The following is a 23,056-nucleotide window of genomic DNA, read 5'->3' as shown; positions in this document are numbered from 1 at the left end:
CTTGGGTCGGTGGCCGGATCAGCGGCCGATGAATTCGGGAATGCGCTTGGCGGCAAAGGCCTCGCGGCCGCGCCGGTAGTCCTCGGTGCCGAAGCATTCGTAGGCTTCGCTGCGCTCTTGCGCGCTCAACGCGCGTCCTTCGCGCAACTGGCCCACGAAGCGCTTGTGCCAGCGGTTGACCAGCGGCGCCGCCGCGGCGATGCGGCGGGCGGTGGCGTAGGTTTGTTCCGCCACGCGCTCGTCATCCACCACGCGGGTCAGCAGGCCCTTGGACATGGCTTCTTCGGCGCCGAAGATGTTTCCTTCCAGCAGGATTTCCAGCACGCGCGCAGCGCCCACCACGCGGATCAGGTCGGCCAGTTCCTGGTGGTCCACGGTCAGCCCGATGCGATTCACCGGGATGCCGTAGCGGCTGTTGCGCCCGCCAATGCGGATGTCGCACAAGGCGGCCAGTTCCAGCCCGCCGCCCACGCACACGCCTTCGATGCAGGCCACGGTGGGGTGGCGCAGGTGCTTGAGCGTGTCGGTCATGGAAAGCGTGAAGAGCGCGTACTCGGCCGCCTGCGCCGCGCCGTCGCGGTCTTCCTCGAAGCCGCCGATATCGCTGCCGGCGCAGAAGGCGCCGCCCGCGCCCCGCAGCACCACGCAGCGCACGCTATCGTCGGCATCGAGTTCACGCATGACCCGGCCGAATTCGCGGTACATGTCCAGCGTGAACGCATTGCGCTTTTCCGGGCGGTTCATCAACACGGTGGCCACGCCGTCGGCGTCGCGGCTCAGGTCTATGCTCATGCCACGTCCTCCAGGCGCAGTTCGGTGCCCTTGAGCACCACCCTGCCGTCCAGTTCCAGCGTGGCGTCGGTGACGATGGTGTCGTAGTGGGCGGCGGCCTTGACGGTGCCGCCGATGTAGGCGCTGGTGCCCAGCGCCAACTGGATCGAGCCGTAGACCGATTCGTCGGACAGCATGGTGCCGTCCAGCTGGCAGCGCGGGTTCATGCCCACGCCCAGCTCGCCCAGGTTGTAGACCAGCGGATCGTTGAAGCTGGCCAGCAGTTCGCGGAACTGGCGCGCCACCGCGCCGCCCTCGATCGCCACGGCCATGCCCTTTTCCATATGGATGCGCACGGGTTCGTCGCGGATCAGCGAGACGCCGGGAATGCTGGCGTTGACCACGATCACGCCTTCGGCCGTGCCTTCCACCGGCGCCAGGCTGGACTCCAGGCAATAGCCCGCCGAGATGTCGGTGGTGTTGGCGAAGCCGTGCAGCGCGCGGCCGCGGCGGCCGGCGATGCTCATGGTCACGTCGGTGCCGAGCTCGCTGGTGACGCGGGCCGTATCGGCGCGGGTCAGCGCGTCGGCCAGCCCCTGGATCTGCGGGCGCAGCGCGTCGAAGTCGCAGTCCCAGCCTTCGGCCAGGAAGAAATCGGGCAGATGCGATTCGGGCAGCACGATCACGCCGACCCCGGCGCGCGTGGCCTGCTGGCGCGCATCGGTATGCGCGGCGTTGGCGCGGGTCAATGCAATCACCAGGTCGGCCGCCTGCATGGCCTGGGCCACCACCGGCGACAACTGCCGGCCATGGCGCGCGGAACCGGCGATCTGCAGCAGGTGCAGGCCGGCGCCCGCCTCGTCCACCGCAATGGCCAGGGGCTCGACGTTGTGGTGGGTATGCAGGTCATACAGCACCAGCACTTCCATGCCTGGCTTGGCCGCGCCCAGCTGGCTGACCACCTTGCGCGCGTTCTTCAGTTTCAACAGCGTATGCATGGTGTGCTCCTCAAGCCGCTTGCGACGCGCGCGCGTCGGCGATGCGCTGGGCATCCGCCACCGCGCGCCCGAGGATGTCCAGGCCGCGGGCCAATTCCTCATCAGTAATGGAAAGCGGCGCCAGGAAGCGGATCACGTTGCCGTAAAAGCCCGCCTTCACCAGCACCAGCCCGCCCTGGTAGGCGGCCTGCACGATGTGGGCCGCCAGGTCGCCGGCGGGACTGTCGTCGCCCGCGCCGCGCACGACTTCAAACGCGACCATGGCGCCCTGGCCGCGCACGTCGCCCACGATGCCGTACTGGCCGGCCCAGTCCGCAAAGCGTGCGCGCACCCGGCCGCCGAGGTCGCGGGCGCGCGCCGCGTAGTCTTCGCGCTGCATGACCGCGATGGTTGCGAGCGCCGCGGCGCACGCCAGCGGGTTGCCGCCATAGGTGCCGCCCAGGCCGCCCACGGCCGGCGCGTCCATCAGGTCGGCGCGCCCCACCAGCGCCGCTATCGGCAGCCCCCCGCCCATGGACTTGGCCAGGGTGTAGAGGTCGGCTTCGATGCCGGCATGCTGGGTGGCGAACCATTCTCCGGTGCGGCAGAAGCCCGACTGAATCTCGTCGGCGATCAGCACGATGCCGTGTTGGGTGCAATAGGCGCGCAGCGCCTGCAGAAAGGCGGGCGGCGCGGCATGGAAGCCGCCCTCGCCCTGGACCGGCTCGATGATCACTGCGGCGACCTGCTCCGGCGTGACCTCGGTTTCGACCAGGCGGCGGAATTCATTGAAGGCGGCCTCGGCGCATTCGGCTTCGGTCAGCCCCGAGCGGTAGCGCACCGGGAACGGCGCGCGATAGATCTCGGACGCGAAGGGACCGAAGCCGGTCTTGTAGGCGGGCGCCTTGGCGGTCAGGGACAGCGCCATGTAGGTGCGGCCGTGGAAGGCGTTCTCGAAGGCCACCACCGCCTGCCGGCCGGTGGCGCGGCGGGCCACCTTGATGGCGTTTTCCACGGCCTCGGCGCCGGTGGTCTGCAGCATGGCCTTCTTCGGCCAGGATCCGGGCACCAGGCCGACCAGCGTTTCGGCCAGCTCGATGTATTCCGGATACATGACGATGTTGAAGCAGGTGTGCAGATAGCGCGCCGCCTGCGCCTGGACCGCGGCCACCACCTCGGGATGCGCGTGGCCCACGTTCAGGGTGCCGATGCCGCCGGCGAAATCGATGTAGGCGTTGCCGTCCAGGTCGGTCAGCGTGGCGCCGCGGGCAGCGGCCGCGAACACCGGGGGGCCGTTGGCCACGCCCAGCGCGACGGCGGCATTGCGCCGGGCCAGATATGCCTGGCACTGCGGGCCGGGAAGTTGAGGGGACTGCACGGCGTCTTTCATTGCCCAGGGCTCCTTGGATGAGTGGGTACCGCGACGAAGTGGAGCCACTATATTCTTGTGCGTTTTATTGTGTCAATGCTGATTTACAACTACGCACTCTAAATTGTGCACAATCTTGCGTTCAAAATGTGCTATGCTTTGCTCCACTCAACCCAGGTGCCTACATGCCCACTAAACGCGCGACTGCCTCTGCTGACGCCGCCGCCCCCGAAACACGCAAGGCGGCCTCCACCCACGAAGTCATACTCGATATGCGGGAACGCATTGCGTCGCAGGCCTTGCTGCCCGGCACCCGCGTGCCGGAAGAAGACCTGGCGCAGGCCTACGACATCCCGCGCGCCAAGGCGCGCGAAGTGCTGGCGACGCTGGAAGACCGCGCGCTGGTGGAACGGGTGCCCAACAAGGGCGCCGTGGTGGCCCTGGTCGACATGGAAACCACCTACCGCCTGTACCAGGTGCGCGAAGCCCTGGACGGATTGGCGGTACGGCTGGCCATGGCCAACGCCACCCCCGCCGACTGGGAAGCGATGCAGGCCCTGCTGGGCGAGCCTTTCGAACAAAGCCTGAAAAGCGGCGACATCGAGGCCCACGTGGCCACGATCGAACAGTTCCGCAACCACATCAAGAAACTGGCGCGCAATCCGGTGCTAAGCGACATGATCGAGCGCATCTACGACCGCACCCGCGTGTCGATGCGCCGCGTGGCCCTGCTGCCGGGCCGCTCAGAGATGGGGATCAAGCAATACCGCGCCCTGCTGGACGCCATGGTGCGCGGCGACGGCGACGAGGCCGAGCGCTGCGTGCGCGAACTGAACGGCAGCGCCCGCGACTACATCGAGCGCTACAAGAACTACGTGATCTGAATCGGGCCGGCCCCTTGCGGGCCGGCCTCGGGCAAGCCCGCGCCTCAGGGCGCGGCGGGCTCGTCATAGTTGTTGAGCTTCACGCCCGAAACGCCCTGGACCGCGGACGACGCGGCCGGGGCTTTCTTTTCCGCGGCGGGAGCCTGCGCGGCTGCCGCACCCTGCTCCGGGCTGGCCGGCGCGCCCACTGCCGCGCCTGCCTGCGCACCCGCCGCCTCGGCGCCCTCTTCGGCCGGCCGCGCCGCGCGCAGCTTGCGGCGGGACTCCTCCTGCTGCGCGATCAGCTTGTCCAGTTCCGCCGCCACCGCCGTGGACTTGCCCGTCCTGGCCCAATCGGCCGGAGTCTGGCCCTTGGTATCACGCGAGCCCACATCCGCCCCTGCCTTGAGCAACAGGTCCACCATGGGCTTGCGGCCGGAAAGCGCCGCCATCATCAGCGGCGTTTCGCCATTGGGCGCGGGCGCGTTGACCATGGCCTTGTGCGCCAGCAGCAGGCGCGCCATTTCCAGCTGCCCCTTCGAGGCCGCGTAGTGCAGCGGCGTCCAGCCCAGGCGGTTGACCTGGGCGCCGCGCGCGATCAGCTTCTTGGCGCGTTCGGTTTGGCCGGCAATGGCCAGGTACATCAGCGGCGTCTCGCCCGCCGGGTTCTCGGCGTTGACGTCGGTGCGCTTGTCGGCCGCGATCACGTCGAACACTTTCCAGGCGCCGTCCACCACCGCGCGCATCAGGGCCGGCTGGCCGTTCTTGTAGCGCACGTTGGGATCTTCGCCGCGCGCCAGCAGTTCCTTGATGTCGTCCGGGTAGTCATTGGCGACATAGACCCACCAATCGCCGGGATTGGCGGCCTGCGCCGCGGCGGGAACCGCCATGCCCATGGCCAGCGCCAGCAGCGCTCCACGGCAACACGACAAGAGGGTGTTCTGGACGGAAGCGTTGCGGGCAGCCATGGGGTTCCTATAAATCACTTTAAATAAATTAGATTAGATTATTTCTTTATCTTATTGAAAAGACGGAAGAAATTATCCGTTGAAGCGCGCGCCACATCAGCCACCGGTATACCCCTGAGATCCGCGATCTTCTCGGCCACGTGAATCACCTTGGACGGGTCGTTCAACTTGCCGCGGTACGGCACAGGCGCCAGATACGGCGAATCGGTTTCGATCAGCAAACGGTCCAGCGGCACCTTGGCAGCCACTTCATGCACGATCTGCGCATTCTTGAAGGTCACGATGCCAGACAGCGAAATATAGAAGTTCTGGTCCAACGCAGCCTGTGCCACTTCCCAATTTTCGGTAAAGCAATGCATCACGCCGCCGACCTCGGCCGCCTGCTCTTCGCGCAGCATGCGCACGGTGTCCTCGGCGGACGAGCGCGTGTGCACGATCAGGGGCAGGCCCGTATCGCGGGCGGCGCGGATGTGGCGGCGAAAGCGCTCGCGCTGCCAGTCCAGGGGTTCGGACAGGCGGTAATAGTCCAGCCCGGTCTCGCCGATGGCCACGACCTTGGGATGCTCGGACAGGCGCGCCAGCTCTTCGGGCGTGGGGTCCGGGGTGTCTTCGTAATCGGGATGCACGCCGACCGAGGCCCACAGATTGGCCTGCGGCTCGACCAGCGACATCAGGCCCGGCCATTCCGGCATGTTGACGCTGACGACCAGCGCGTGCGTGACCTGGTTGGCAGCCATCCGGTCAAGTATGGCCGGCAGGTCGGCGGCCAGTTCCGGGAAGTTCAAATGGCAGTGGGAATCGACGTACATGATGAGTCTGGATACAAGTGCCGCGGCGCCCCGCCCTTTACCGGACGAAGCGCCGCCGGATCAAGGGCTTACGCCAGGCAGGATAGCACCACGCGCTGCAAGGTCGCGTGGGCGAAGAGCTTGGCGTTCAAGGGGTGGGTGGCCAGCGCGCGCTGGCGCGTCAGCCAGCGCGCGGCCTCGGCCACCTTGGCCGGATTCATGCGCGCGGCGACCTGCGCGACCGCGCTGCCCAGGGCCGGGAAGTAGCGCGACGGCGCCCCCGCGCCGGCCAGCATCAGGTCCGTATATAGGCGCTGCAAGGCGTCGATCCATTCGCTGGCCGCCACTTTTTCCAGGGCCTCGGCCAGCGTGCCCACGTCGGGCGACTGGCCCTTGGACAGCGGCCCGACCAGCTGGGTCAGCCAGGGCGGACAAGCGGATTCGTTCGACTGGGCCAGCCTCAACGCCGCCAGCGGCGCGCCGCCGGCCGCCGCCAGCCATTCGCGGGCCGGTTCCACGTTCTGCTCGCGCAGCCATTGCAGCGCGGTGTCGGGGTCCGGCGCCGGCAGCGGCAAACGCCGGCAACGCGACACCAGCGTGGGCAAAAGGCGGTCCGGCGCATCCGCGACCAGCAGAAAGACCGTGTGCGGCGGCGGCTCTTCCAGCACTTTGAGCAAGGCGTTGGACGACACCACGTTCAGCGCATGGGCCGGGTACAGCAGCGCTACGCGCCAGCCGCCGCGGTGCGTGGCGGTGTTGAACCAGGATTCCAGCGAACGGATCTGGTCTATGCGTATTTCCTTGGACGGCGCGCGCTTGGCCGCGCCCGTGGCGGGTTCGGCGTCTTCCGAGGGCTCGGCGGCGTCCGCGCCCTCTTCCACCGCCACGGCCTCGGGGCGGATGCGGCGCAGGTCGGGATGATTGCCGCTGGCGAACCAGGCGCAGGCGGCGCAACGGCCGCAAGCCAGGCCATTGTCCGGCGTTTCGCACAGCAGGCTGGCCGCCGCGGCGACCGCGAAGTCCAGTTTGCCGATGCCGGCCAGCCCATGGATCAGCCAGGCATGGGCGAAGCGATCGCGGTTGCCGAGCCAGTTGCGCGCCGTCTCGGCCTGCCAGGGCAGGAACTGCGGCGCGTTGGACGCCTTGACGTCCTCGTCTTTGGCGGCGCGGGTCGCATTCATGCCGACTGCCCCAGCAGTTCGCGCAGGCCCGCCTCCAGGCCGGTGCGGATCTGGGCGATGGACTGGGTGGAATCGACGATGCGGATGCGCTGCGGATCAGCCTCGGCGCGGGCGTGGTAGGCCTCGCGGGTGCGTTCGAAAAAGGCCGCGCCCTCGCGCTCGAAGCGGTCCGGCTCGCGCGCGTCGGCCAGCCGGGCGCGCGCCACTTCCAGCGGCACGTCGAAGAGCCAGGTGCGGTCGGGCTGGCCGGCCTGCATCCAGGCCTCCAGCGCGGCCACGCGCGCCGCGCCCAGGCCGCGCCCGCCGCCCTGATAGGCATAGGTGGCATCGGTGTAGCGGTCGCAGACCACCCAGGCGCCGCGCGCCAGGGCCGGTTCAATGACCTGGTGCAGGTGCTCGCAACGGGCCGCGAACATCAGGAGCGTCTCGGTGTCCAGTCCCATGGAGTCGGTCAGCAGCAAGGCGCGCAGCTTCTCGCCCAGCGGCGTGCCGCCGGGTTCGCGGGTGGACACCACGTCCAGCCCCTGCGCACGCAGGAAATCGGCGATCCAGACGGTATGCGTGCTCTTGCCCGCGCCGTCCACGCCTTCCAGCGTGATAAAGCGTCCGCGCGTGGTCATTGGTCTTGTCCTTGTACTTGTGCCTGTCCCTGGTCCGGCTCGGGCGCGGCGTCCGGCGCCGGGCTGGCGCTGGGCGCGGCTGCGGGCGTGCCGTTGGCCGGATTGCCATTGGCCGCGCCGCGGCTCGAAGCCGGGCTGGGCGCGGCATTCTGGCCTTGGCCCTGGCCCAGGATGTAGCGGGAAACGTTGCGGTTGTGCTCGTTCAGGTTGACCGAGAACTCGCTGGTGCCGTTGCCGCGGGAAACGAAAAAGAGGAACTTGTGCTGCTCCGGCTGCACCGCCGCCAGCAGCGCCGCGCGGCCAGGCGCCGCGATCGGCGTGGGCGGCAGGCCCGGACGCGTATAGGTGTTCCAGGGCGTGTCGGTCTGCAGGTCGCGCTTGCGGATGCGGCCTTGGTAGGCGTCGCCCATGCCGTAGATCACCGTCGGATCGGTCTGCAGCAGCATGCCGATCTTGAGCCGGTTGGTGAACACGCCTGCCACGCGGCGGCGGTCCGGCCCATGGCCTGTTTCCTTTTCAACGATCGATGCGAGCACCAGGGCCTCGTAGGGCGTGGTCACCGGCAGGTCCGGTTGGCGCTTGGCCCAGGTGTCCTGCAGGATGCGCTGGCCTTCCTGGTAGGCGCGGCGCAGCAGATCATAATCGGTGCTGCCGGGCGTGAAGATGTAGGTGTCCGGGAAGAACAGCCCCTCCGGCTGCTTGATTTCCGAGCCCAGGCGTTCCATCAGTTCTTCATCGGTGGTTTCGCCCAGCGTCTGCTTGACGTCGGGATTCGCGCGCAGCGCCTGGCGGATCTGGCGGTAGGTCCAGCCTTCCAGGAAGGTGATCTGCCGCTGCGTCATGTCGCCGCGCGCCAGGCGCTCCAGCAACTTCCAGGGCGAGTCGCCGTTGATGGCCTGGTAGCCGCCCGCCTTCATCTGCTTGTCGAGTTCGGACAGGCGCGCCATCCAGATGAAACCCGGCTCCCAGACCGGCACGCCGGCATCGTTGAGCACCCGCGCGACCGTGCGCGGACTGCTGCCCGGATCCACCACGAAATCGATCCTGTCGGCTTTCAGCTGCATGGGCTTGTGGGCCCAATACCAAGCGCCGCCCACGGCTGCGGCGGCAGCCAGCGCGATCAACAGGAAAAACCACAGGACGTAAAAAAAGAGTCGCTTCTTCATAAGTGTCGGAAGTTTAATTGATCGCGCGGAACTCTTGCGGCTAAAGAGGGGCGGAACGTAGCGCGCGTCCCTGCGCGCGGCGGGGACATGGCCCAGCCCGGAGGGGAACGCGGCTATCATCAGCACTTTGATGACGCGATAACACCGCCTCCATGCACGCTTTCCATTCTTCGATTCCCGTCCGCGCAGAAGGTTGCGCGCAAATTGCGCCGCTGGACGATTTCCTGGTCTTCGCCGCATCCGGCGCGGACGCCCTCGGTTTCCTGCACGGCCAGCTCACGCAGGACGTCACCGGCCTGCCCCAGGACGCCGCCCGCCTGGCGGGCTACTGCACCGCCAAGGGCCGCCTGCTGGCCACCCTGGTGATGTGGCGCGCCGCCCCCGGCGCGGACGACGCGCCCCAGCTTTACGGCCTGGTGCCTCAGGATCTGGCGCAGGCGCTGCTCAAACGCCTGTCGATGTTCGTGCTGCGCGCCAAGGCCAAGCTCGCCGCCACGCCGCTGCATGTGGCGGGCGTGACGGCCTCGCCCGCGGACGCGGCGGCGCTGGAAGCCGCCGCCGGCGCGCTGCCGCGCGCGCCCTGGCAGCGCGTCGACCTGCCGTCCGGCACCTGGATCGCCGCGCCGTCCGCCAACGCGCATCTGCGCTGGTGGTGGATCGCATCGGACGAACAACTGGACCAGTCGGCCGCGCTGGCCGGCGCGCTGGGCCTGGCGCCCGCCGCGCAATGGCGCGCCGCAGACCTGGCAGCGGGCATCCCGTGGATCACTGCGGCCACGCAGGATGTCTTCATCCCGCAGACGGTCAACCTGGACCTGATCCAGGGCGTGAGCTTCACCAAGGGCTGTTACCCGGGCCAGGAAGTGGTGGCGCGCAGCCACTACCGCGGCACGGTCAAGCGGCGCATGGCCTACGGCACCATTGCCGACGCCGCCGTTCAAGGCCAGGCGCTGGCCGGCGTGGACGTCTATGACGCCACCCAGCCCGGCGAACCCACCGGACGGATCGTGGACGCGGCCGGCACGCAAGGCGTGGTCTCGGTGCTATTCGAAACCACGCTGGCGGCCCTGCCGGAAGGCGACCTGCGGCTGGGCGCCGCGGACGGTCCGCGCATTGCGGCCGCCGCGCTGCCCTATTCCATCACGCCCTGAGCTCCCCGTCCCGCGCGGACCGTGGCGGTCCTAGGCCGCCACGCCGAACAAGGCGCCCACGCCCGCCGTCACGGCCATGGCCAACGCGCCCAGAACCGTGACGCGCAACGCCGCCGGCCCCTTGGGCGCCCCGCCAGCCCCGGCGGCCAGGGTACCCAGAGCGGCCAGGCAAACCACCGATGCGCCGATTACCCAGCCGATGAGTTGCGGCCCTGGCGTCACGGCGGCCACCGCCAGCGGCAGCGCCGCGCCTGCGGCGAACGACGCGGCGGACGCCACGGCGGCCTGCACCGGACGGGCGCGGTTATGAAGAGAGATGCCCAATTCGTCGCGCGCGTGCGCGTCGAGGGCGTCGTGGCTGGTCAGTTGGCGCGCCACCTGCTCGGCCAGGTCGCGGGTCAGGCCGCGGTCCACGTAGATATCGACCAGCTCGGCCAGTTCCTCGCCGGAATTGCGCTTGAGCGAACGCTGCTCCATGCGCAGGTCCGCCGCCTCGATGTCGGCCTGCGACTTCACCGACACATACTCGCCCGCCGCCATCGACAGCGCGCCGGCCACCAGGCCAGCCAGCCCCGAGGTCAGGATGGCGCCCTGCGTGGCCTGCGCCGCCGCGACGCCGGTGATGATGCTGGCGGTGGACACGATACCGTCGTTTGCGCCCAGCACGGCCGCGCGCAGCCAGTTGCTGCGAAAAATCCGATGATGTTCTTTTGAAGGCATTGCCACAAACCCATGCGCCGCGTGATGAACGCGCGGCAGGTCCGGCTTGCGCAGGACCCGCCGCGCGCGGGATTCAGCGCGGCGTCACGCGCACCGCGGTAAGCAAGCCTATCACGCAAAGCGTAGCTTGCTCGCCGTCGTACGCATGCACCTCGACCTGGCAGACGGACAGGCGCTTGCCGGGTTTGACCACGCGGCCGCTGGCCACGTAGCGGCTGCCCTTGGCCGGCGCCAGGAAGTTCATCTTGAACTCCGAGGTCAGCACGTCCTCGCCTGGCGCGAACAAGGTATAGGCGGCATAGCCGCCGGCGCTGTCGGCGATGGTCGTGGAAATACCGGCGTGCAGAAAACCGTTCTGCTGGCACAGGTCGGCGCGATAAGGCAGCACGATGTCCACCCTGCCCGGCTCGACCACGTCCAGCGCCGCGCCCAGCAAGGTCATGATGCTTTGCCGGGCGAAGCTCTCCTGGACCCGTGCGGCTGGGTCCGGCTGCGCGTGCGATGCCGCCATGTCAGTCCTGCTCGCGCTTGACCAGGTTGACGATGCTGGAGAAGTCCAGCTTGCCCGAACCGCCGGAACTATGCAGCGAATACAGGTTGCGCGCCAGCTCGCCCAGCGGGATCGAGGCCCGCGCCGACAAGGCCGCCTCGGCCGCCAGGCCCAGGTCCTTCAGCATCAGGTCCACGCCGAAGCCGCCCGCATAGCCCTTGGAGGCCGGCGCATGCTCCATCACGCCGGGCCAGGGGTTGTACAGTTCCGTGGCCCAGTTGCGGCCCGAACTCTTGGCGATGATGTCCGACAGCACCTTGGGATCCAGCCCGTTGGCCACGCCCAGCGCCAGGGCTTCGGACGTGCCGGCCATCAGGATGCCCAACAGCATGTTGTTGCAGATCTTGGCCACCTGGCCGGCGCCGGCCGGACCGGCATGGAAGATGTTCTTGCCCATCTTTTCCAGGATCGGGCGGGCGCGCTCCAGCGCCGCGGCCTGACCGCCGACGATGAAGGTCAGCGTGCCTGCGGCCGCGCCGCCCGTGCCGCCGGACACCGGCGCGTCGATCATGGCGATGCCACGCACCTCGGCCGCCTGCGCCACCTTGCGCGCCGAGTCGGGCGCGATGGTGCTGCATTCGATGACCAGCGCGCTGGACGGGATCTTGCCCAGCAGGTCCTCGCCCAGATACAGACCTTCGACGTGCTTGCTGGCGGGCAGCATCGAAACCACCACCTCGGCGCCCTTGACTGCTTCCGAAGCGGACGCGGCAGCCTTGGCGCCGGCGTCCGTCAGGGTCTTCACCGCCGCCGGCACCAGATCGAAAACCGTCACGCTATGTCCGGCCTTGACCAGATTCAATGCCATGGGCGCGCCCATATTGCCCAAACCGATAAACGCGATGCTGCTCATGATGTCCTGTCTCCTGTTGCTATAGCTATAGGTGTGAAACCATCGTGGTACTAGCGTTGCCGCGCCGGCGGGCGGCGGCCGGTCCGCCGCCGCGTGGCGCCTAGCGGCCTTCCTGGCCCAGGTCCGCCAACGGGTGGGGCTCGCCCTCGGGCCAGGGTTCGTCAAAGAATTTCTGCACCCAGGCGTCGGTCGCCATGTCGATGACGGCGGGATTCCAGCGCGGCTTCTTGTCCTTGTCGATCAGCAAGGCGCGGATGCCCTCGGCGAAATCGCCATGGGCGGTGCAGGCCAGCGCCGCGATGTACTCGGCGCGGAACACGTCGTCCAGCGAACGCAGGCGCAGCCGCTGCTGCAGCGCGAACGACAGGCGCACCGATCCGGGCGAGCCGGCCAGCATCGTCTGGGCCGCGCGCGCCAGCCAAGGATCCTCGTGGTCCTTCAGCGCGGCCAGCTCTTCGTAGATATCGTCCAGGCGGTTGCCGCTGCACAGGCTGTTGATCAGGAACGAGTGCTGGCGCAGGCTGCCAGGCGCCAACGGCGTCTTGGGCTCCAGCGCCGTCAGGGCGCGGCGCAGCAGGCCGTCGTTGATCGCGCGCGGAGGAATGGCATCCTCCGCCGTGCCGGCTGCCTGGCCGGCCCAGGGCTGCTCTTCCAGCGAAGCCAGCAGCTTGGGCCAATCCGCGTGATCCAGCCGGAAGTCCGCCAGGCCGGCGAAGAAAGCGTCCGAGGTGCCCAGCTGCGCCCCGGTCAAGGCCAGGAATAGTCCGATCCTGCCCGACATGCGATTCAGCAGCCAGCTGCCGCCGACGTCCGGGAACAGGCCGATCGTGACCTCCGGCATCGCCAGGCGCGAGGTCTCGCTGACCACGCGGTGGCTGGCGCCCATCATCAGGCCGATGCCGCCGCCCATGACGATGCCATGGCCCCAGCACAGCACCGGCTTGGGATAGGTATGGATGCGGTAGTCCAGCCGGTACTCGTGCTCGAAGAAGCGGCGCGCATAGGCGTTGTTCCAGCCCGGCTTGCCGGCGTTTTCCGTCATGCTGCGGTACAGGCCATGCAGGTCTCCGCCCGCGCAGAAGGCCTTGTCGCCCGCGCCCTGCAGGACCACCAGGGCCACGCCGGGATCACGGGCCCAGGCGTCCAGCCGTTCGGCCAGCAGGTCCACCATTTCCAGCGACAGGCCGTTCAGGGTCTGCGGCGAATTCAGCGTCGCGATCCCGAACCGTACTCCATTGGCAGCGGTTTTTTCTTCGAACAGCACCGGTGCATTCATCTTATGTCGGCTCCTTTTTCCAACAATTGGCGGGCGATGATCACGCGCATGATCTCGTTGGTCCCCTCCAGAATCTGATGAACGCGAGTATCGCGCACCAGACGCTCCAAGGGATAGTCCCGCAGGTATCCGTAGCCGCCGTGGATCTGCTGCGCGTCCAGGCAAATCTGGAAACCCATGTCGGTGGCGAAGCGCTTGGCCATGGCGCAGTAGGTCGCCGCGTCCGAAGCCCCCGCATCCAGCTTGCAGGCCGCCAGGCGCACCATCTGGCGCGCCGCCACCAGGTGCGTCGCCATGTCGGCCAGCTTGAATTGCAAGGCCTGGAACTCGGCCAGGCGGCGGTTGAACTGGCGCCGTTCGTCCATGTAGCGCCGGGCGGCATCGAGCGCGCCTTGCGCCGCGCCCACCGAGCAGGTGCCGATGTTGATGCGTCCGCCGTCCAGGCCCTTCATCGCGATCTTGAAGCCCTCGCCCTCCTGGCCCAGCATGTTGGCCGCCGGCACGCGCACGTTCTCGAAGGTGATGGGACGGGTGGACTGGCTGTTCCAGCCCATCTTCTCCTCCTTGCGGCCGTAGCCTATGCCCTCGCTGTCGGCCGGAATGGCGAACGCGCTGATGCCGCCCGCGCCCTCGCCGCCGGTGCGCGCCATGACCACCAGCAGGTCCGTGTCGCCACCGCCCGAAATGAAGGCCTTGGCGCCGTTGACGATATAGTCATCGCCCTGGCGCTGCGCGCGGGTCGACAGCGACGCCGCATCCGAACCGGCGCCCGGCTCGGTCAGGCAATAGGATGCCAACTTCTGGCCGCTGGCCAGCAACGGCCCCCAGGCTTCCCGCAGCGCGGGCTGGCCCCAGTTGCCGACCATCCAGGTAGCCATGTTGTGGATCGTGAGGAAAGCCGTGGTCGACGGATCCACCGCCGCCATTTCCTCGAACACCAGCGTGGCGTCCAGCCGCGGCAGGCCCAGGCCGCCGATATCCTCGCTGGCATAGATGGCGCAGAAACCCATCTCGCCCGCCCGCGCGAAAGCCTCGCGCGGGAAGATGCCTTCGGCGTCCCAGCGCGCGGCGTTGGGCGCCAGTTCGCCCTCGGCGTAGTCGCGCGCCGCCTGCGCAAAAGCGCGTTGCTCGTCGGTCAGTTCAAAGTCCACAGCCTGTCTCCTGTTGTACTGAGTATTGTCTGTTGGCGTTGCTGCCGTCTCGTGAACGCCAGCCCGTCGATTTTGACATGACGTTGACGTAAACGTAAATGCGTGACGATGCTTATGTTACGCCGGAAGCGGCACGGGGATTTGTCCTATTTGCGACATTGTGCGGGGCGGCGCGCCGCCCCTCTGAGCGCTGCCCTACAGCAGCCCGGCCGGGCGGACCCTGCCGTTCTTCGCCGTCTTGGCGCGGCGGTGTTCGGCGCGGCGGCGCCGCGACTCCTTGGGATCGAAACTCAGGCCGCGGTAGATCTCTACCCGGTCACCATCGGCCAGCCTGGCCTGCGGCTCGGTGGCGCGGCCGAAAATGCCCACGCCCCGGGTCCAGGGTTCAACCACGGGGAAGGCCCCGCCAAAGCCGCTGGCCGCCAGCGCGTCGGCCACAGTGGCGCCGTCGGGCAGGCGCAACTCCCGCAGCCAGACATGGCCCGGCAAGGCGTAGCAGACGCTGACGCCGATCTGCGGCCCCGCGAACGGCTCATTCGCCATACTTGGCCTGCGCGCGCTTGGTGAAGGAATCGATGAAGCTGGTGGCGATGCGGTTGAACACCGGCCCCACCACCATTTCCAGCGCGCGGTTGGAAAACGCGTACTCCATGGTGAACAGGACCTTGCAGGCGTCCTCGGCCAGCGGCTGGAACTCCCAGTGTCCCACCAGGCTGGAGAACGGGCCGTCAACCAGCTCCAGGTCGATCCGGTCGGGATAGACATGGGTGTTGCGGGTGGTGAAGCGCTGCTTCATGCCCGCGAAGCTGATCAGGATGGAGGCCTGCATGCCGTGCTCGTCGCGGGTTTGCACCTCGGCGCCGCCGCACCAGGGCATGAACTCGGGGTACTTCTCCACGTCGGCGACCAGATCGAACATCTGGGCGGCGCTGTAAGGCACCAGGACGGATCGTTGTACTTTGTGCATCGACTATCGCAAATGGCTAGAATGGCACGATTTTACCGGCACAACACGACCTGGGGCCAGAATACGCCTCTAGCCATAGCGCGCGGCACCCAGGCACAAGGGCTTTATGAGCATTATCGACAACCGCAAGGCCACGCACGACTATTTCATCGAAGACCGCTACGAGGCCGGCCTGGTGCTGCAAGGCTGGGAAGTCAAGGCGATCCGCGATGGCCGCGTGCAGCTCAAGGAAAGCTACGTCATCGTGCGCGACGGCGAGCTCTACCTGCTGGGCATGCACGTCAGCCCCCTGCCCACGGCCTCCACCCATATCCACCCCGACGCCATGCGCACGCGCAAGCTGCTGCTCAAGGCCGAGGAAATCAGCAAGCTCATCGGCAAGGTCGAGCAGCGCGGCTACACGCTGGTGCCGCTCAACCTGCACTACAAGAACGGGCGCATCAAGCTGGACTTCGCGCTGGGCCGCGGCAAGAAGCTGTTCGACAAGCGCGACACCGCGCGCGAAAAGGACTGGCAGCGCGAGAAAGAGCGCATCATGAAGCACGACACCCGCGCGCCGCGCAAAGGCAAGGACGACTGATCAGGCGGCCTCGGGCAGCATCTGGCGCTCGGCATCCTGCCCCGGTCCCGTGATGCGGTTGCGCCCGGCCGACTTGGACCTATACAGCTTGCGGTCGGCCCGCTCGAAAAACGCCTGCAGGCTCTCTCCGGGCATCCAGTCCGCCACCCCGGCGCTGAACGTATAGGACATGGTGCTTCCGCCGTGCGCACAAGGCGTGCGCCGCACCGAATCCAGCAGCCGCTCCGCCACATCCAGCACGGCATCGCTGCGCATATCCGGAAACAGCACCGCAAACTCCTCGCCGCCCACGCGTCCGACATGATCACCGGTGCGCAGCGTGGCGGTCGCCAGCAGGCCGAAATGGCGCAGCACCGCATCGCCGGCTGCGTGGCCATGGGTGTCATTGATACGCTTGAAATGGTCGATGTCCAGCAACAGCAGCGTCAGCGGCCGCCGCGTGCGCAGCGCCTGGGCGCAATAGCGCTCGGCCTGCAGCCACCAGGCCTTGCGCGACATCAGGCCAGTCAGGAAGTCGGTGCTGGCCTCCTGTTCGCGGTCGGCCAGCATGCGGTCGTGGATGATCATGATGGTGCCCAGGGTCAGGCATGGCATCGTCAGCACGCCCAGCGTCATGAATGCGATGTTCCAGGCCGAGGGCAGCAACAGGGCCTGCGCGATGGCGATGTCGAACATGTAGACGACGGCCCGCGTCGCGCACACCAGCGCCGAGATCAGGGCCACCACGCACACGAAATGGTAGCTGTAGCGGGACCGGTTCATCGGCATGCCGCGCTTGACCGTCATGGCGATGGCCACCATGAACCCGAACATCAGCCAGGACATGACCACCATGCGCGGCCCGATCTGAGGATCGATGTAGGTGTAGTACGCCAGCGCCAGCAGCGTGGCACAGGACACCAGCGCCATCAGGCGCTTGGGCACGGTCAGGCCGACCAGGCGGCGCAATCCGGTGTAATAGGCACAGAGGGCCAGGGCAACGGCGGTGTTCGCCGCCATCACCGACACCCATAGCGGCGCCTCGGTGATCTGGAAGGCGTAGAGCCCGAACGCCGCCAGCGTCAGCAGGTTGGCGCGTATCGTCTCCTTGATGCCGGCCATGCCGCTGCGGGCCAGCGACCCCAGCACGCACAGCGCAAGCACTCCCGCCAATGCTGCTATCAAAAGCAAGTTAACGGGAGCGATCATCGTCAGGCGCCGCCGGGCGCGGTTATCAGCTGTTGCGAGTGGACTTCACGATGGTCATGGCGGAGGCGATCATGCCGCCCACGTCCGCCAGGTTCGCCGGCAGGATCAAGGTGTTGCCTTCCTTGGCGACATTGCCGAAGGCCTCGACGTAGCGCTCGGCGACCTTCAGGTTCACCGCTTCCATGCCGCCCGGCTGGCGCACGGAGTCCGCCACCTGGGTGATGGCCTTGGCGGTAGCCTCGGCGATCGCCAGCACCGCGGCGGCCTCGCCCTGGGCCTGGTTGATCTGAGCCTGCTTCTCGCCTTCGGAACGGGCGATGGCGGCTTCGCGCTCGCCGGTAGCGATGTTGATCTGTTCCTGGCGACGGCCTTCCGAGGCCGCGATCAGCGCGCGCTTTTCACGCTCGGCGGTGATCTGCGCCTGCATCGCGCGCAGGATCTCGTTGGGCGGGGTCAAGTCCTTGATCTCGTAGCGCAGCACCTTCACGCCCCAGTTCAGCGCCGCCTCGTCCAGCGAAGAAACGATGTTGCTGTTGATGGAGTCGCGCTCTTCAAAGGTGCGGTCCAGTTCCATCTTGCCGATGACCGAACGCAGGGTCGTCTGCGCCAGCTGCGTGATGGCCGAGATGTAATTGGACGAACCATAAGACGCGCGCATCGGATCGGTCACCTGGAAATACAGCACGCCGTCGACCTGCAGCTGCGTGTTGTCGCGCGTGATGCAGACCTGGCTGGGCACGTCCAGCGGGATTTCCTTGAGCGAGTGCTTGTACGACACGCGTTCGATGAACGGAATGACGAAGCCCGCGCCGGGCGACAGGACCCGGTCGAACTTGCCCAGCCGTTCGACCACCCAGGCGTGCTGCTGAGGCACGATGGCGATCGACTTGATGACTATCAGTATCGCCAGCGCGACGATGACGAGCAGGACGATGGTGGATGTATCGATCATCATGATTCGGAGCCTCTCCTTCTGGTAAATAGGTGCACGGGCGCCGCGCGGAACTGGCGCGGGCGCTGCTTAGGCCGAGCCGGGCTTGCCCTTGGGGGTCAGAACCAGAGTCGAACCGCGCATTTCCGTAATGGTCTGTTCGCCCGCGACCGGCGCATGCCCCCGCGCCAGTTCCGCGTGCCAATGCGCGCCGCGATACCAGACGCGCGCGGTCCCCTGGCCGGACCAGGCCTCGACCGACACCGTCTGGCCGATGTCCAGATTGACGTCGGCATTGCGGGCGGAATTGACCTCGCGCTTTTTCAACACGCGGGTCTTGCGCAGCACCAGCAGCCCCAGCAGCAATACGATGCCGCAGCCCAGCAATTGCCACTCCAGGCCGGCGCCGAACCAGGCGGCCACGCCCCCGGCAGCCAGCCCCAGGGCCACCAGCAGCAGATAGAAAGTGCCGGTCGCCAATTCCCCGATCAGGGCCAGCGCGGCCAGTCCCAGCCAAATCCACATAGTCTTCGTTCGCCCGAAAGGATGAGTCTCTGAGCGCGATTGTACGTATTTCCGGGACGGAACGGAAAAGCGGCTTTCATCATGGATCCGGGCGCTGGATTATGATGTGCGCTGGCGGTGGATCCCCCCCTGGAACCCGGCGCCCGCATCCTTTACGCACTAGCCCCCAATGACCGCTGCAATACCCACCGTTCTCCCCGTTCTGATCCTGCACACCGGCGATCCGGACGACACGCTCAAAAGCCAGTTCGGCGGCTATGCCGAACAACTCGCGCAGGCCGCCGGCCTGACCGCCGAGGCCATGGAAATCGTGCCCGTCCACGAGGGCAAGCGGCCGCAGGCTCCCGCCCGCTATCGCGCCGCGCTGATCACGGGTTCGCCTGCCATGGTGACCGACAAGGAACCCTGGAGCGAGGACACCGCCGCCTGGCTGCGCGAAGCCGCCGCAACCGGCCTGCCCATGTTCGGCGTCTGCTACGGCCATCAGTTGCTGGCCTACGCGCTGGGCGGCAAGGTCGGCTACAACCCCGCCGGGCGCGAAGTCGGCACCCAGACCGTTGAGCTGCTGCCGCCCGCCGCTGGCGACAAGCTGCTGGCCGGACTGCCGTCCACCTTCCCCGCCCAGATGCTGCATGCGCAGACCGTGCTGCAACCCCCGCCCGGCGCCGCCGTGCTGGCGCGCTCGGATCTGGACGAACATCAGATGATCCGCATCGGCCGCAACGTGTTCTCGACCCAGTTCCATCCCGAATTCGGCCCTGACTTCATCCGCGCCCATCTGGAACGCTTCGGCCGTCGCTACGCGGCTGAAAACCTGGACGTCCCGGGGCTGTCCGCCAACGTCCGCGCCACGCCCGTCGCGGGCGGCCTGCTGCGGCGCTTTCTGGACGCCTACGCCCCCGCGTAGCGCCCTGCGCGGCCCCCGCGCAATATACGGAGTGCGGCGGCGGCAGGCTTTTGAGACGATGGGTCCAAGCGCGCGAATCCACGCGCAACAGGAGCTTTTTCATGAACCAAGCCGCCGCCCTGAGCAAACAGCACGCCGCCGCCGTCGAACGCGCCTGCCGCGCCCTGGAAGCCGAGCAGCCGCCGGATCTGTCCACCCTGGCCGAACAGGCCGGCATGAGCCGCTTCCATTTCCACCGCGTCTTCAAGGCGGCCACCGGCATCACCCCCAAGGCCTACGCCGACGCCCTGCGCGCCAGCCGCGCCCGCCAGCATCTCAAGCAAAGCGCCAGCGTCACGGACGCCATGTACGACGCCGGCTTCAATTCCAGCGGCCGCTTCTACGAAGCCGCCCCCGCCATCCTGGGCATGACGCCCACCGCCTTTCGCAAGAGTGGCGAGGGGGTGGATATCCGCTTCGCGGTGGCGCAATGCTCCCTGGGCGCGCTGCTGGTGGCGGCCAGCGACACCGGCATCTGCGAGATCGCGCTGCACGAAGACCCGGAACAACTGGTGCGCAACCTGCAGGACCGCTTCAAGGCCGCCCGCCTGATCGGCGCGGACACGCAGTTCGAAGGCTGGGTGGCGGCCGTGGTGGGCTTCGTCGAAGACCCCTCCCGCGGCCTGGACCTGCCCTTGGACGTGCGCGGCACGGCCTTCCAGCGCCAGGTATGGCAAGCCCTGCGCGAGATCCCCGTGGGTGAAACCGCCACCTACACCGATATCGCCGAACGCATAGGCTCGCCGCGAGCCGTGCGCGCCGTGGCCCGCGCCTGCGCCACCAACAACATCGCGCTGGCCATCCCCTGCCACCGGGTGGTGCGCACCGACGGCTCGCTGGCCGGCTACCGCTGGGGCATAGACCGCAAGCGCGAACTGATTGCACGCGAAGCGCTGGCGGCATAGTCCTTTCCCGCTTGCACGCGTAAAAAAACCCCGCGCCCTTGCAGGCGCGGGGTTTTCACATCAGCAAGCCGATCAGTTCTTGGCCAGACGCTGCCAGGTATCGACAACGGTATCCGGGTTGAGCGACATCGACAGGATGCCCTCTTCCTTCAGCCATTGTGCGAAGTCCGGGTGGTCGCTGGGGCCTTGGCCGCAGATGCCCACGTACTTGTTGGCGGCCAGGCAAGCCTTGATCGCGCGGCGCAGCATGAACTTCACGGCCTCGTCGCGTTCGTCGAAATCGGCAGCCAGCAGTTCCATGCCCGAATCGCGGTCCAGGCCCAGCGTCAGCTGGGTCATGTCGTTCGAACCGATCGAGAAGCCGTCGAAGTACTGCAGGAACTCGTCGGCCAGGATGGCGTTGGACGGCACTTCGCACATCATGATGAGCTTCAGGCCGTTTTCGCCGCGCGCCAGGCCGTGCTTGGCGAGCAGGTCCACCACCTTGGCCGCCTGGCCCAGGGTGCGCACGAAGGGCACCATGATCTCGACGTTGGTCAGGCCCATTTCATCGCGCACCTTCTTCAGCGCTTCGCATTCCATGCGGAAGCACTCGGCGAAGTCCTCGGCGATGTAGCGCGACGCGCCGCGGAAGCCCAGCATGGGGTTCTCTTCCTCGGGCTCGTAGCGCGAACCGCCGACCAGCTTGCGGTACTCGTTGGACTTGAAGTCCGACATGCGCACGATGACGGGCTTGGGGTAGAAGGCAGCGGCGATGGTCGCCACGCCTTCTGCCATCTTCTCGACGAAGAAGGCGCGCGGGCTGGCGTGGCCGCGAGCGGCCGATTCCACGGCTTTCTTCAGTTCGCCATCGACGTTCGGATAGTCCAGCACCGCCTTGGGGTGGATGCCGATGTTGTTGTTGATGATGAATTCCAGGCGGGCCAGACCCACGCCGCCGTTGGGGATCTGGGCGAAGTCGAAAGCCAGCTGCGGGTTGCCCACGTTCATCATGATCTTCAGATCGATGGGGGGCATGTCGCCGCGGCGCACTTCTTCCACTTCGGTTTCGATCAGGCCGTCATAGATGCGGCCTTCGTCGCCCTCGGCGCAAGACACGGTCACGGCTTGGCCTTCCTTCAGGAGGTCGGTCGCGTTGCCGCAGCCCACGACTGCCGGAATGCCCAGCTCGCGCGCGATGATCGCCGCGTGGCAGGTGCGGCCGCCGCGGTTGGTGACGATGGCGGAAGCGCGCTTCATCACGGGTTCCCAGTTGGGATCCGTCATGTCGGTGACCAGCACGTCGCCCGGCTGGACCTTGTCCATGTCGGAGATGTCGCCGACCACGCGCACCGGACCCGCGCCGATCTTCTGGCCGATCGCGCGGCCGGTGATCAGGACCTGGCCGGTGGCCTTCAGGCGGTAGCGCTGCTGCACGTCGTTGACGCCCTGCTGCGACTTCACGGTTTCCGGGCGCGCCTGCAGGATGTAGATCTTGCCATCGATGCCGTCGCGGCCCCACTCGATGTCCATCGGGCGGCCGTAGTGCTTTTCAATGATGACGGCGTAGCGGGCCAGTTCGTTGACCTCGTCGTCGGTCAGCGAGTAGCGGTTGCGCTCGGACACCGGCACGTCGACCGTGCGCACGGCGCGGCCTTCGGGACGCTCGGGATCGAACTCCATCTTGATCAGCTTGGAGCCGATGCGGCGGCCCACGATCGGGTAGTGGCCCTGGGCCAGCGTCGGCTTGAAGACGTAGAACTCGTCGGGGTTGACCGCGCCCTGCACCACGGTTTCGCCCAGGCCGTAGGACGAGGTGATGAACACCACATCCTGGAAGCCCGATTCGGTGTCGATGGTGAACATGACGCCGGCGCTGCCCTTGTCGGAACGCACCATGCGCTGGATGCCGGCCGACAGCGCGACGTCGGCGTGGGCGTAGCCCTTGTGCACGCGATAGGAAATGGCGCGGTCGTTGTACAGCGACGCGAACACGTGGCGGATCTTGTCCAGCACGTCGTCGATGCCGACGACGTTCAGGAAGGTTTCCTGCTGGCCGGCGAACGAGGCGTCGGGCAGGTCTTCGGCGGTGGCGGAGGAGCGCACGGCGAACGAACCCTTGCCATCAGCGTCGAGCTTGGCAAAGGCGGTACGGATCTGCGATTCGAACTCGGGCGAGAACGGCGCGTCGATGATCCACTGACGGATCTGCGAGCCGGCGTTGGCCAGTTCGCGCACGTCTTCGGGGTTCAGCGTGGTCAGACGTTCGGCGATGCGCTTGTCCAGGCCGGAGGCCTTGAGGAAGTCGCGGAAAGCATCAGCGGTCGTGGCAAAGCCGCCCGGCACGCGGACACCCGCGCCAGACAGCTGGCTGATCATTTCGCCTAGTGATGCGTTCTTGCCTCCTACCGAGTCCACGTCCGTCATGCGGAGCTGCTCGAACAAAACAACGTACGACATTGAAGTCACCTTTTACAATGGAATGAAAGCGAGTTTGGTCAATGCATCAGGAAGCTGGATCACAGTCGGATCACAGCCCCAATTTACGCGCTGACCAAACTGGCCTTGGACCGCCCTTGGGGTGACTTATAGGGGCCTGATTGTACTCGGTGGAGTGCGTCCGGCCATCTG

At 67.3% G+C, this 23,056-nt stretch carries 24 protein-coding genes; 5 read left to right on the top strand and 19 right to left on the bottom strand.

What is annotated here, in order from left to right; translation table 11 throughout:
• Positions 1-18: 18 nt before the first annotated feature.
• The 3 genes from ACZ5YA_RS03520 to gabT are packed head-to-tail and all read right to left on the bottom strand — an operon-like array spanning position 19 to position 3,138.
• Complete coding sequence (locus ACZ5YA_RS03520; protein ID WP_059380316.1) at positions 19-792, bottom strand: enoyl-CoA hydratase/isomerase family protein; 774 nt, start codon at positions 790-792, stop codon at positions 19-21.
• Positions 789-1,769, bottom strand: a complete 981-nt coding sequence (locus tag ACZ5YA_RS03515; RefSeq protein WP_059380317.1) for an aminopeptidase — start codon at positions 1,767-1,769, stop codon at positions 789-791. Before ACZ5YA_RS03515 ends, ACZ5YA_RS03520 begins: the two co-directional genes overlap by 4 nt.
• 10 nt (positions 1,770-1,779) lie before the next feature.
• Complete coding sequence (gene gabT / locus ACZ5YA_RS03510; RefSeq protein WP_464092017.1) at positions 1,780-3,138, bottom strand: 4-aminobutyrate--2-oxoglutarate transaminase; 1,359 nt, start codon at positions 3,136-3,138, stop codon at positions 1,780-1,782.
• 164 nt (positions 3,139-3,302) lie between these two features.
• On the opposite strand from gabT, the gene ACZ5YA_RS03505 reads away from it, so the two are divergent.
• Positions 3,303-4,001, top strand: a complete 699-nt coding sequence (locus ACZ5YA_RS03505; RefSeq protein WP_059380318.1) for a GntR family transcriptional regulator — start codon at positions 3,303-3,305, stop codon at positions 3,999-4,001.
• 44 nt (positions 4,002-4,045) lie between these two features.
• Here ACZ5YA_RS03505 and ACZ5YA_RS03500 read toward each other — a convergent pair whose 3' ends face one another.
• From ACZ5YA_RS03500 to mltG, 5 genes are all read right to left on the bottom strand, one after another.
• Positions 4,046-4,948 carry an ankyrin repeat domain-containing protein gene (locus tag ACZ5YA_RS03500; RefSeq protein ID WP_464092016.1) on the bottom strand — a complete coding sequence of 301 codons (903 nt, stop codon included), beginning with the start codon at positions 4,946-4,948 and terminating at the stop codon, positions 4,046-4,048.
• A 38-nt stretch (positions 4,949-4,986) separates the two neighbouring features.
• Positions 4,987-5,757: a TatD family hydrolase gene (locus ACZ5YA_RS03495; protein ID WP_059380320.1), complete on the bottom strand. Its 771-nt coding sequence runs from the start codon at positions 5,755-5,757 to the stop codon at positions 4,987-4,989.
• A gap of 68 nt (positions 5,758-5,825) precedes the next feature.
• On the bottom strand, positions 5,826-6,917 hold the full coding sequence (holB, locus tag ACZ5YA_RS03490; RefSeq protein ID WP_118935232.1) for a DNA polymerase III subunit delta': 1,092 nt from the start codon (positions 6,915-6,917) through the stop codon (positions 5,826-5,828).
• Positions 6,914-7,537 (bottom strand): dTMP kinase, encoded by a 624-nt coding sequence (gene tmk, locus ACZ5YA_RS03485; protein ID WP_059380322.1) that lies wholly within the window; start codon positions 7,535-7,537, stop codon positions 6,914-6,916. The genes holB and tmk overlap by 4 nt, the downstream gene beginning before the upstream one ends.
• Positions 7,534-8,703, bottom strand: coding sequence for an endolytic transglycosylase MltG (gene mltG, locus ACZ5YA_RS03480; protein WP_464092015.1), 1,170 nt, complete (start codon positions 8,701-8,703; stop codon positions 7,534-7,536). The genes tmk and mltG overlap by 4 nt, the downstream gene beginning before the upstream one ends.
• A gap of 152 nt (positions 8,704-8,855) precedes the next feature.
• On the opposite strand from mltG, the gene ygfZ reads away from it, so the two are divergent.
• Positions 8,856-9,854: a CAF17-like 4Fe-4S cluster assembly/insertion protein YgfZ gene (gene ygfZ, locus ACZ5YA_RS03475; RefSeq protein ID WP_419343202.1), complete on the top strand. Its 999-nt coding sequence runs from the start codon at positions 8,856-8,858 to the stop codon at positions 9,852-9,854.
• 30 nt (positions 9,855-9,884) lie between these two features.
• Here ygfZ and ACZ5YA_RS03470 read toward each other — a convergent pair whose 3' ends face one another.
• The 7 genes from ACZ5YA_RS03470 to ACZ5YA_RS03440 all read right to left on the bottom strand — a co-directional run bounded on the left by ACZ5YA_RS03470 (position 9,885) and on the right by ACZ5YA_RS03440 (position 15,371).
• Positions 9,885-10,574: a VIT1/CCC1 transporter family protein gene (locus ACZ5YA_RS03470; protein WP_464092014.1), complete on the bottom strand. Its 690-nt coding sequence runs from the start codon at positions 10,572-10,574 to the stop codon at positions 9,885-9,887.
• A gap of 73 nt (positions 10,575-10,647) precedes the next feature.
• Positions 10,648-11,085 (bottom strand): PaaI family thioesterase, encoded by a 438-nt coding sequence (locus ACZ5YA_RS03465; RefSeq protein WP_118933678.1) that lies wholly within the window; start codon positions 11,083-11,085, stop codon positions 10,648-10,650.
• Between the two features lies 1 nt (position 11,086).
• The gene (gene mmsB / locus ACZ5YA_RS03460) at positions 11,087-11,977 is read right to left on the bottom strand and encodes a 3-hydroxyisobutyrate dehydrogenase (protein ID WP_059380327.1); all 891 of its coding nucleotides are present in this window, start codon (positions 11,975-11,977) and stop codon (positions 11,087-11,089) included.
• A gap of 100 nt (positions 11,978-12,077) precedes the next feature.
• Positions 12,078-13,253: an enoyl-CoA hydratase/isomerase family protein gene (locus ACZ5YA_RS03455; RefSeq protein ID WP_280016411.1), complete on the bottom strand. Its 1,176-nt coding sequence runs from the start codon at positions 13,251-13,253 to the stop codon at positions 12,078-12,080.
• Positions 13,250-14,404, bottom strand: a complete 1,155-nt coding sequence (locus tag ACZ5YA_RS03450; protein ID WP_059380329.1) for an acyl-CoA dehydrogenase family protein — start codon at positions 14,402-14,404, stop codon at positions 13,250-13,252. Before ACZ5YA_RS03450 ends, ACZ5YA_RS03455 begins: the two co-directional genes overlap by 4 nt.
• 195 nt (positions 14,405-14,599) lie before the next feature.
• The gene (locus tag ACZ5YA_RS03445) at positions 14,600-14,947 is read right to left on the bottom strand and encodes an RnfH family protein (protein ID WP_464092013.1); all 348 of its coding nucleotides are present in this window, start codon (positions 14,945-14,947) and stop codon (positions 14,600-14,602) included.
• Positions 14,937-15,371, bottom strand: a complete 435-nt coding sequence (locus ACZ5YA_RS03440; RefSeq protein ID WP_006223413.1) for a type II toxin-antitoxin system RatA family toxin — start codon at positions 15,369-15,371, stop codon at positions 14,937-14,939. Before ACZ5YA_RS03440 ends, ACZ5YA_RS03445 begins: the two co-directional genes overlap by 11 nt.
• Positions 15,372-15,477: 106 nt before the next feature.
• Here ACZ5YA_RS03440 and smpB point away from each other — a divergent pair, with 106 nt between their 5' ends.
• Positions 15,478-15,951, top strand: a complete 474-nt coding sequence (gene smpB / locus ACZ5YA_RS03435; protein ID WP_059380331.1) for an SsrA-binding protein SmpB — start codon at positions 15,478-15,480, stop codon at positions 15,949-15,951.
• Here the strand turns inward: smpB and ACZ5YA_RS03430 are convergent, their stop codons facing one another.
• The 3 genes from ACZ5YA_RS03430 to ACZ5YA_RS03420 form a co-directional block, all read right to left on the bottom strand.
• A complete protein-coding gene (locus ACZ5YA_RS03430; RefSeq protein ID WP_280016412.1) occupies positions 15,952-17,139 on the bottom strand; it encodes a GGDEF domain-containing protein in 1,188 nt (395 codons plus the stop codon).
• Between the two features lie 25 nt (positions 17,140-17,164).
• Entirely contained in the window at positions 17,165-18,091 is a 927-nt protein-coding gene (locus tag ACZ5YA_RS03425; protein WP_059380386.1) for an SPFH domain-containing protein, read from the bottom strand.
• A gap of 69 nt (positions 18,092-18,160) precedes the next feature.
• Positions 18,161-18,595, bottom strand: coding sequence for an NfeD family protein (locus tag ACZ5YA_RS03420; RefSeq protein WP_059380333.1), 435 nt, complete (start codon positions 18,593-18,595; stop codon positions 18,161-18,163).
• A gap of 169 nt (positions 18,596-18,764) precedes the next feature.
• Here ACZ5YA_RS03420 and ACZ5YA_RS03415 point away from each other — a divergent pair, with 169 nt between their 5' ends.
• Positions 18,765-19,502, top strand: a complete 738-nt coding sequence (locus ACZ5YA_RS03415) for a glutamine amidotransferase (RefSeq protein ID WP_059380334.1) — start codon at positions 18,765-18,767, stop codon at positions 19,500-19,502.
• 101 nt (positions 19,503-19,603) lie between these two features.
• Positions 19,604-20,446: a bifunctional transcriptional activator/DNA repair enzyme AdaA gene (locus ACZ5YA_RS03410; protein WP_419343196.1), complete on the top strand. Its 843-nt coding sequence runs from the start codon at positions 19,604-19,606 to the stop codon at positions 20,444-20,446.
• A 72-nt stretch (positions 20,447-20,518) separates the two neighbouring features.
• Here ACZ5YA_RS03410 and ppsA read toward each other — a convergent pair whose 3' ends face one another.
• Positions 20,519-22,885 (bottom strand): phosphoenolpyruvate synthase, encoded by a 2,367-nt coding sequence (ppsA, locus tag ACZ5YA_RS03405; protein ID WP_059380336.1) that lies wholly within the window; start codon positions 22,883-22,885, stop codon positions 20,519-20,521.
• Between the last annotated feature and the right edge of the window lie 171 nt (positions 22,886-23,056).

This window comes from Achromobacter sp. JCM 18799 (genome assembly GCF_055395645.1).
This window is presented reverse-complemented; position numbering and strand designations above follow the sequence as displayed.

Coding starts and splice junctions, on each gene's coding strand:
- ACZ5YA_RS03465 (WP_118933678.1), bottom strand. CDS start 11,085: ATGGCGGCATCGCACGCGCAGCCGGACCCAGCCGCACGGGTCCAGGAG.
- ACZ5YA_RS03410 (WP_419343196.1), top strand. CDS start 19,604: ATGAACCAAGCCGCCGCCCTGAGCAAACAGCACGCCGCCGCCGTCGAA.
- ACZ5YA_RS03445 (WP_464092013.1), bottom strand. CDS start 14,947: ATGGCGAATGAGCCGTTCGCGGGGCCGCAGATCGGCGTCAGCGTCTGC.
- ACZ5YA_RS03420 (WP_059380333.1), bottom strand. CDS start 18,595: ATGTGGATTTGGCTGGGACTGGCCGCGCTGGCCCTGATCGGGGAATTG.
- ACZ5YA_RS03430 (WP_280016412.1), bottom strand. CDS start 17,139: ATGATCGCTCCCGTTAACTTGCTTTTGATAGCAGCATTGGCGGGAGTG.
- mmsB (WP_059380327.1), bottom strand. CDS start 11,977: ATGAGCAGCATCGCGTTTATCGGTTTGGGCAATATGGGCGCGCCCATG.
- ACZ5YA_RS03495 (WP_059380320.1), bottom strand. CDS start 5,757: ATGTACGTCGATTCCCACTGCCATTTGAACTTCCCGGAACTGGCCGCC.
- gabT (WP_464092017.1), bottom strand. CDS start 3,138: ATGAAAGACGCCGTGCAGTCCCCTCAACTTCCCGGCCCGCAGTGCCAG.
- mltG (WP_464092015.1), bottom strand. CDS start 8,703: ATGAAGAAGCGACTCTTTTTTTACGTCCTGTGGTTTTTCCTGTTGATC.
- ppsA (WP_059380336.1), bottom strand. CDS start 22,885: ATGTCGTACGTTGTTTTGTTCGAGCAGCTCCGCATGACGGACGTGGAC.
- ACZ5YA_RS03415 (WP_059380334.1), top strand. CDS start 18,765: ATGACCGCTGCAATACCCACCGTTCTCCCCGTTCTGATCCTGCACACC.
- ACZ5YA_RS03470 (WP_464092014.1), bottom strand. CDS start 10,574: ATGCCTTCAAAAGAACATCATCGGATTTTTCGCAGCAACTGGCTGCGC.
- ACZ5YA_RS03440 (WP_006223413.1), bottom strand. CDS start 15,371: ATGCACAAAGTACAACGATCCGTCCTGGTGCCTTACAGCGCCGCCCAG.
- ygfZ (WP_419343202.1), top strand. CDS start 8,856: ATGCACGCTTTCCATTCTTCGATTCCCGTCCGCGCAGAAGGTTGCGCG.
- ACZ5YA_RS03455 (WP_280016411.1), bottom strand. CDS start 13,253: ATGAATGCACCGGTGCTGTTCGAAGAAAAAACCGCTGCCAATGGAGTA.
- ACZ5YA_RS03425 (WP_059380386.1), bottom strand. CDS start 18,091: ATGATCGATACATCCACCATCGTCCTGCTCGTCATCGTCGCGCTGGCG.
- ACZ5YA_RS03500 (WP_464092016.1), bottom strand. CDS start 4,948: ATGGCTGCCCGCAACGCTTCCGTCCAGAACACCCTCTTGTCGTGTTGC.
- ACZ5YA_RS03505 (WP_059380318.1), top strand. CDS start 3,303: ATGCCCACTAAACGCGCGACTGCCTCTGCTGACGCCGCCGCCCCCGAA.
- tmk (WP_059380322.1), bottom strand. CDS start 7,537: ATGACCACGCGCGGACGCTTTATCACGCTGGAAGGCGTGGACGGCGCG.
- holB (WP_118935232.1), bottom strand. CDS start 6,917: ATGAATGCGACCCGCGCCGCCAAAGACGAGGACGTCAAGGCGTCCAAC.
- ACZ5YA_RS03515 (WP_059380317.1), bottom strand. CDS start 1,769: ATGCATACGCTGTTGAAACTGAAGAACGCGCGCAAGGTGGTCAGCCAG.
- smpB (WP_059380331.1), top strand. CDS start 15,478: ATGAGCATTATCGACAACCGCAAGGCCACGCACGACTATTTCATCGAA.
- ACZ5YA_RS03520 (WP_059380316.1), bottom strand. CDS start 792: ATGAGCATAGACCTGAGCCGCGACGCCGACGGCGTGGCCACCGTGTTG.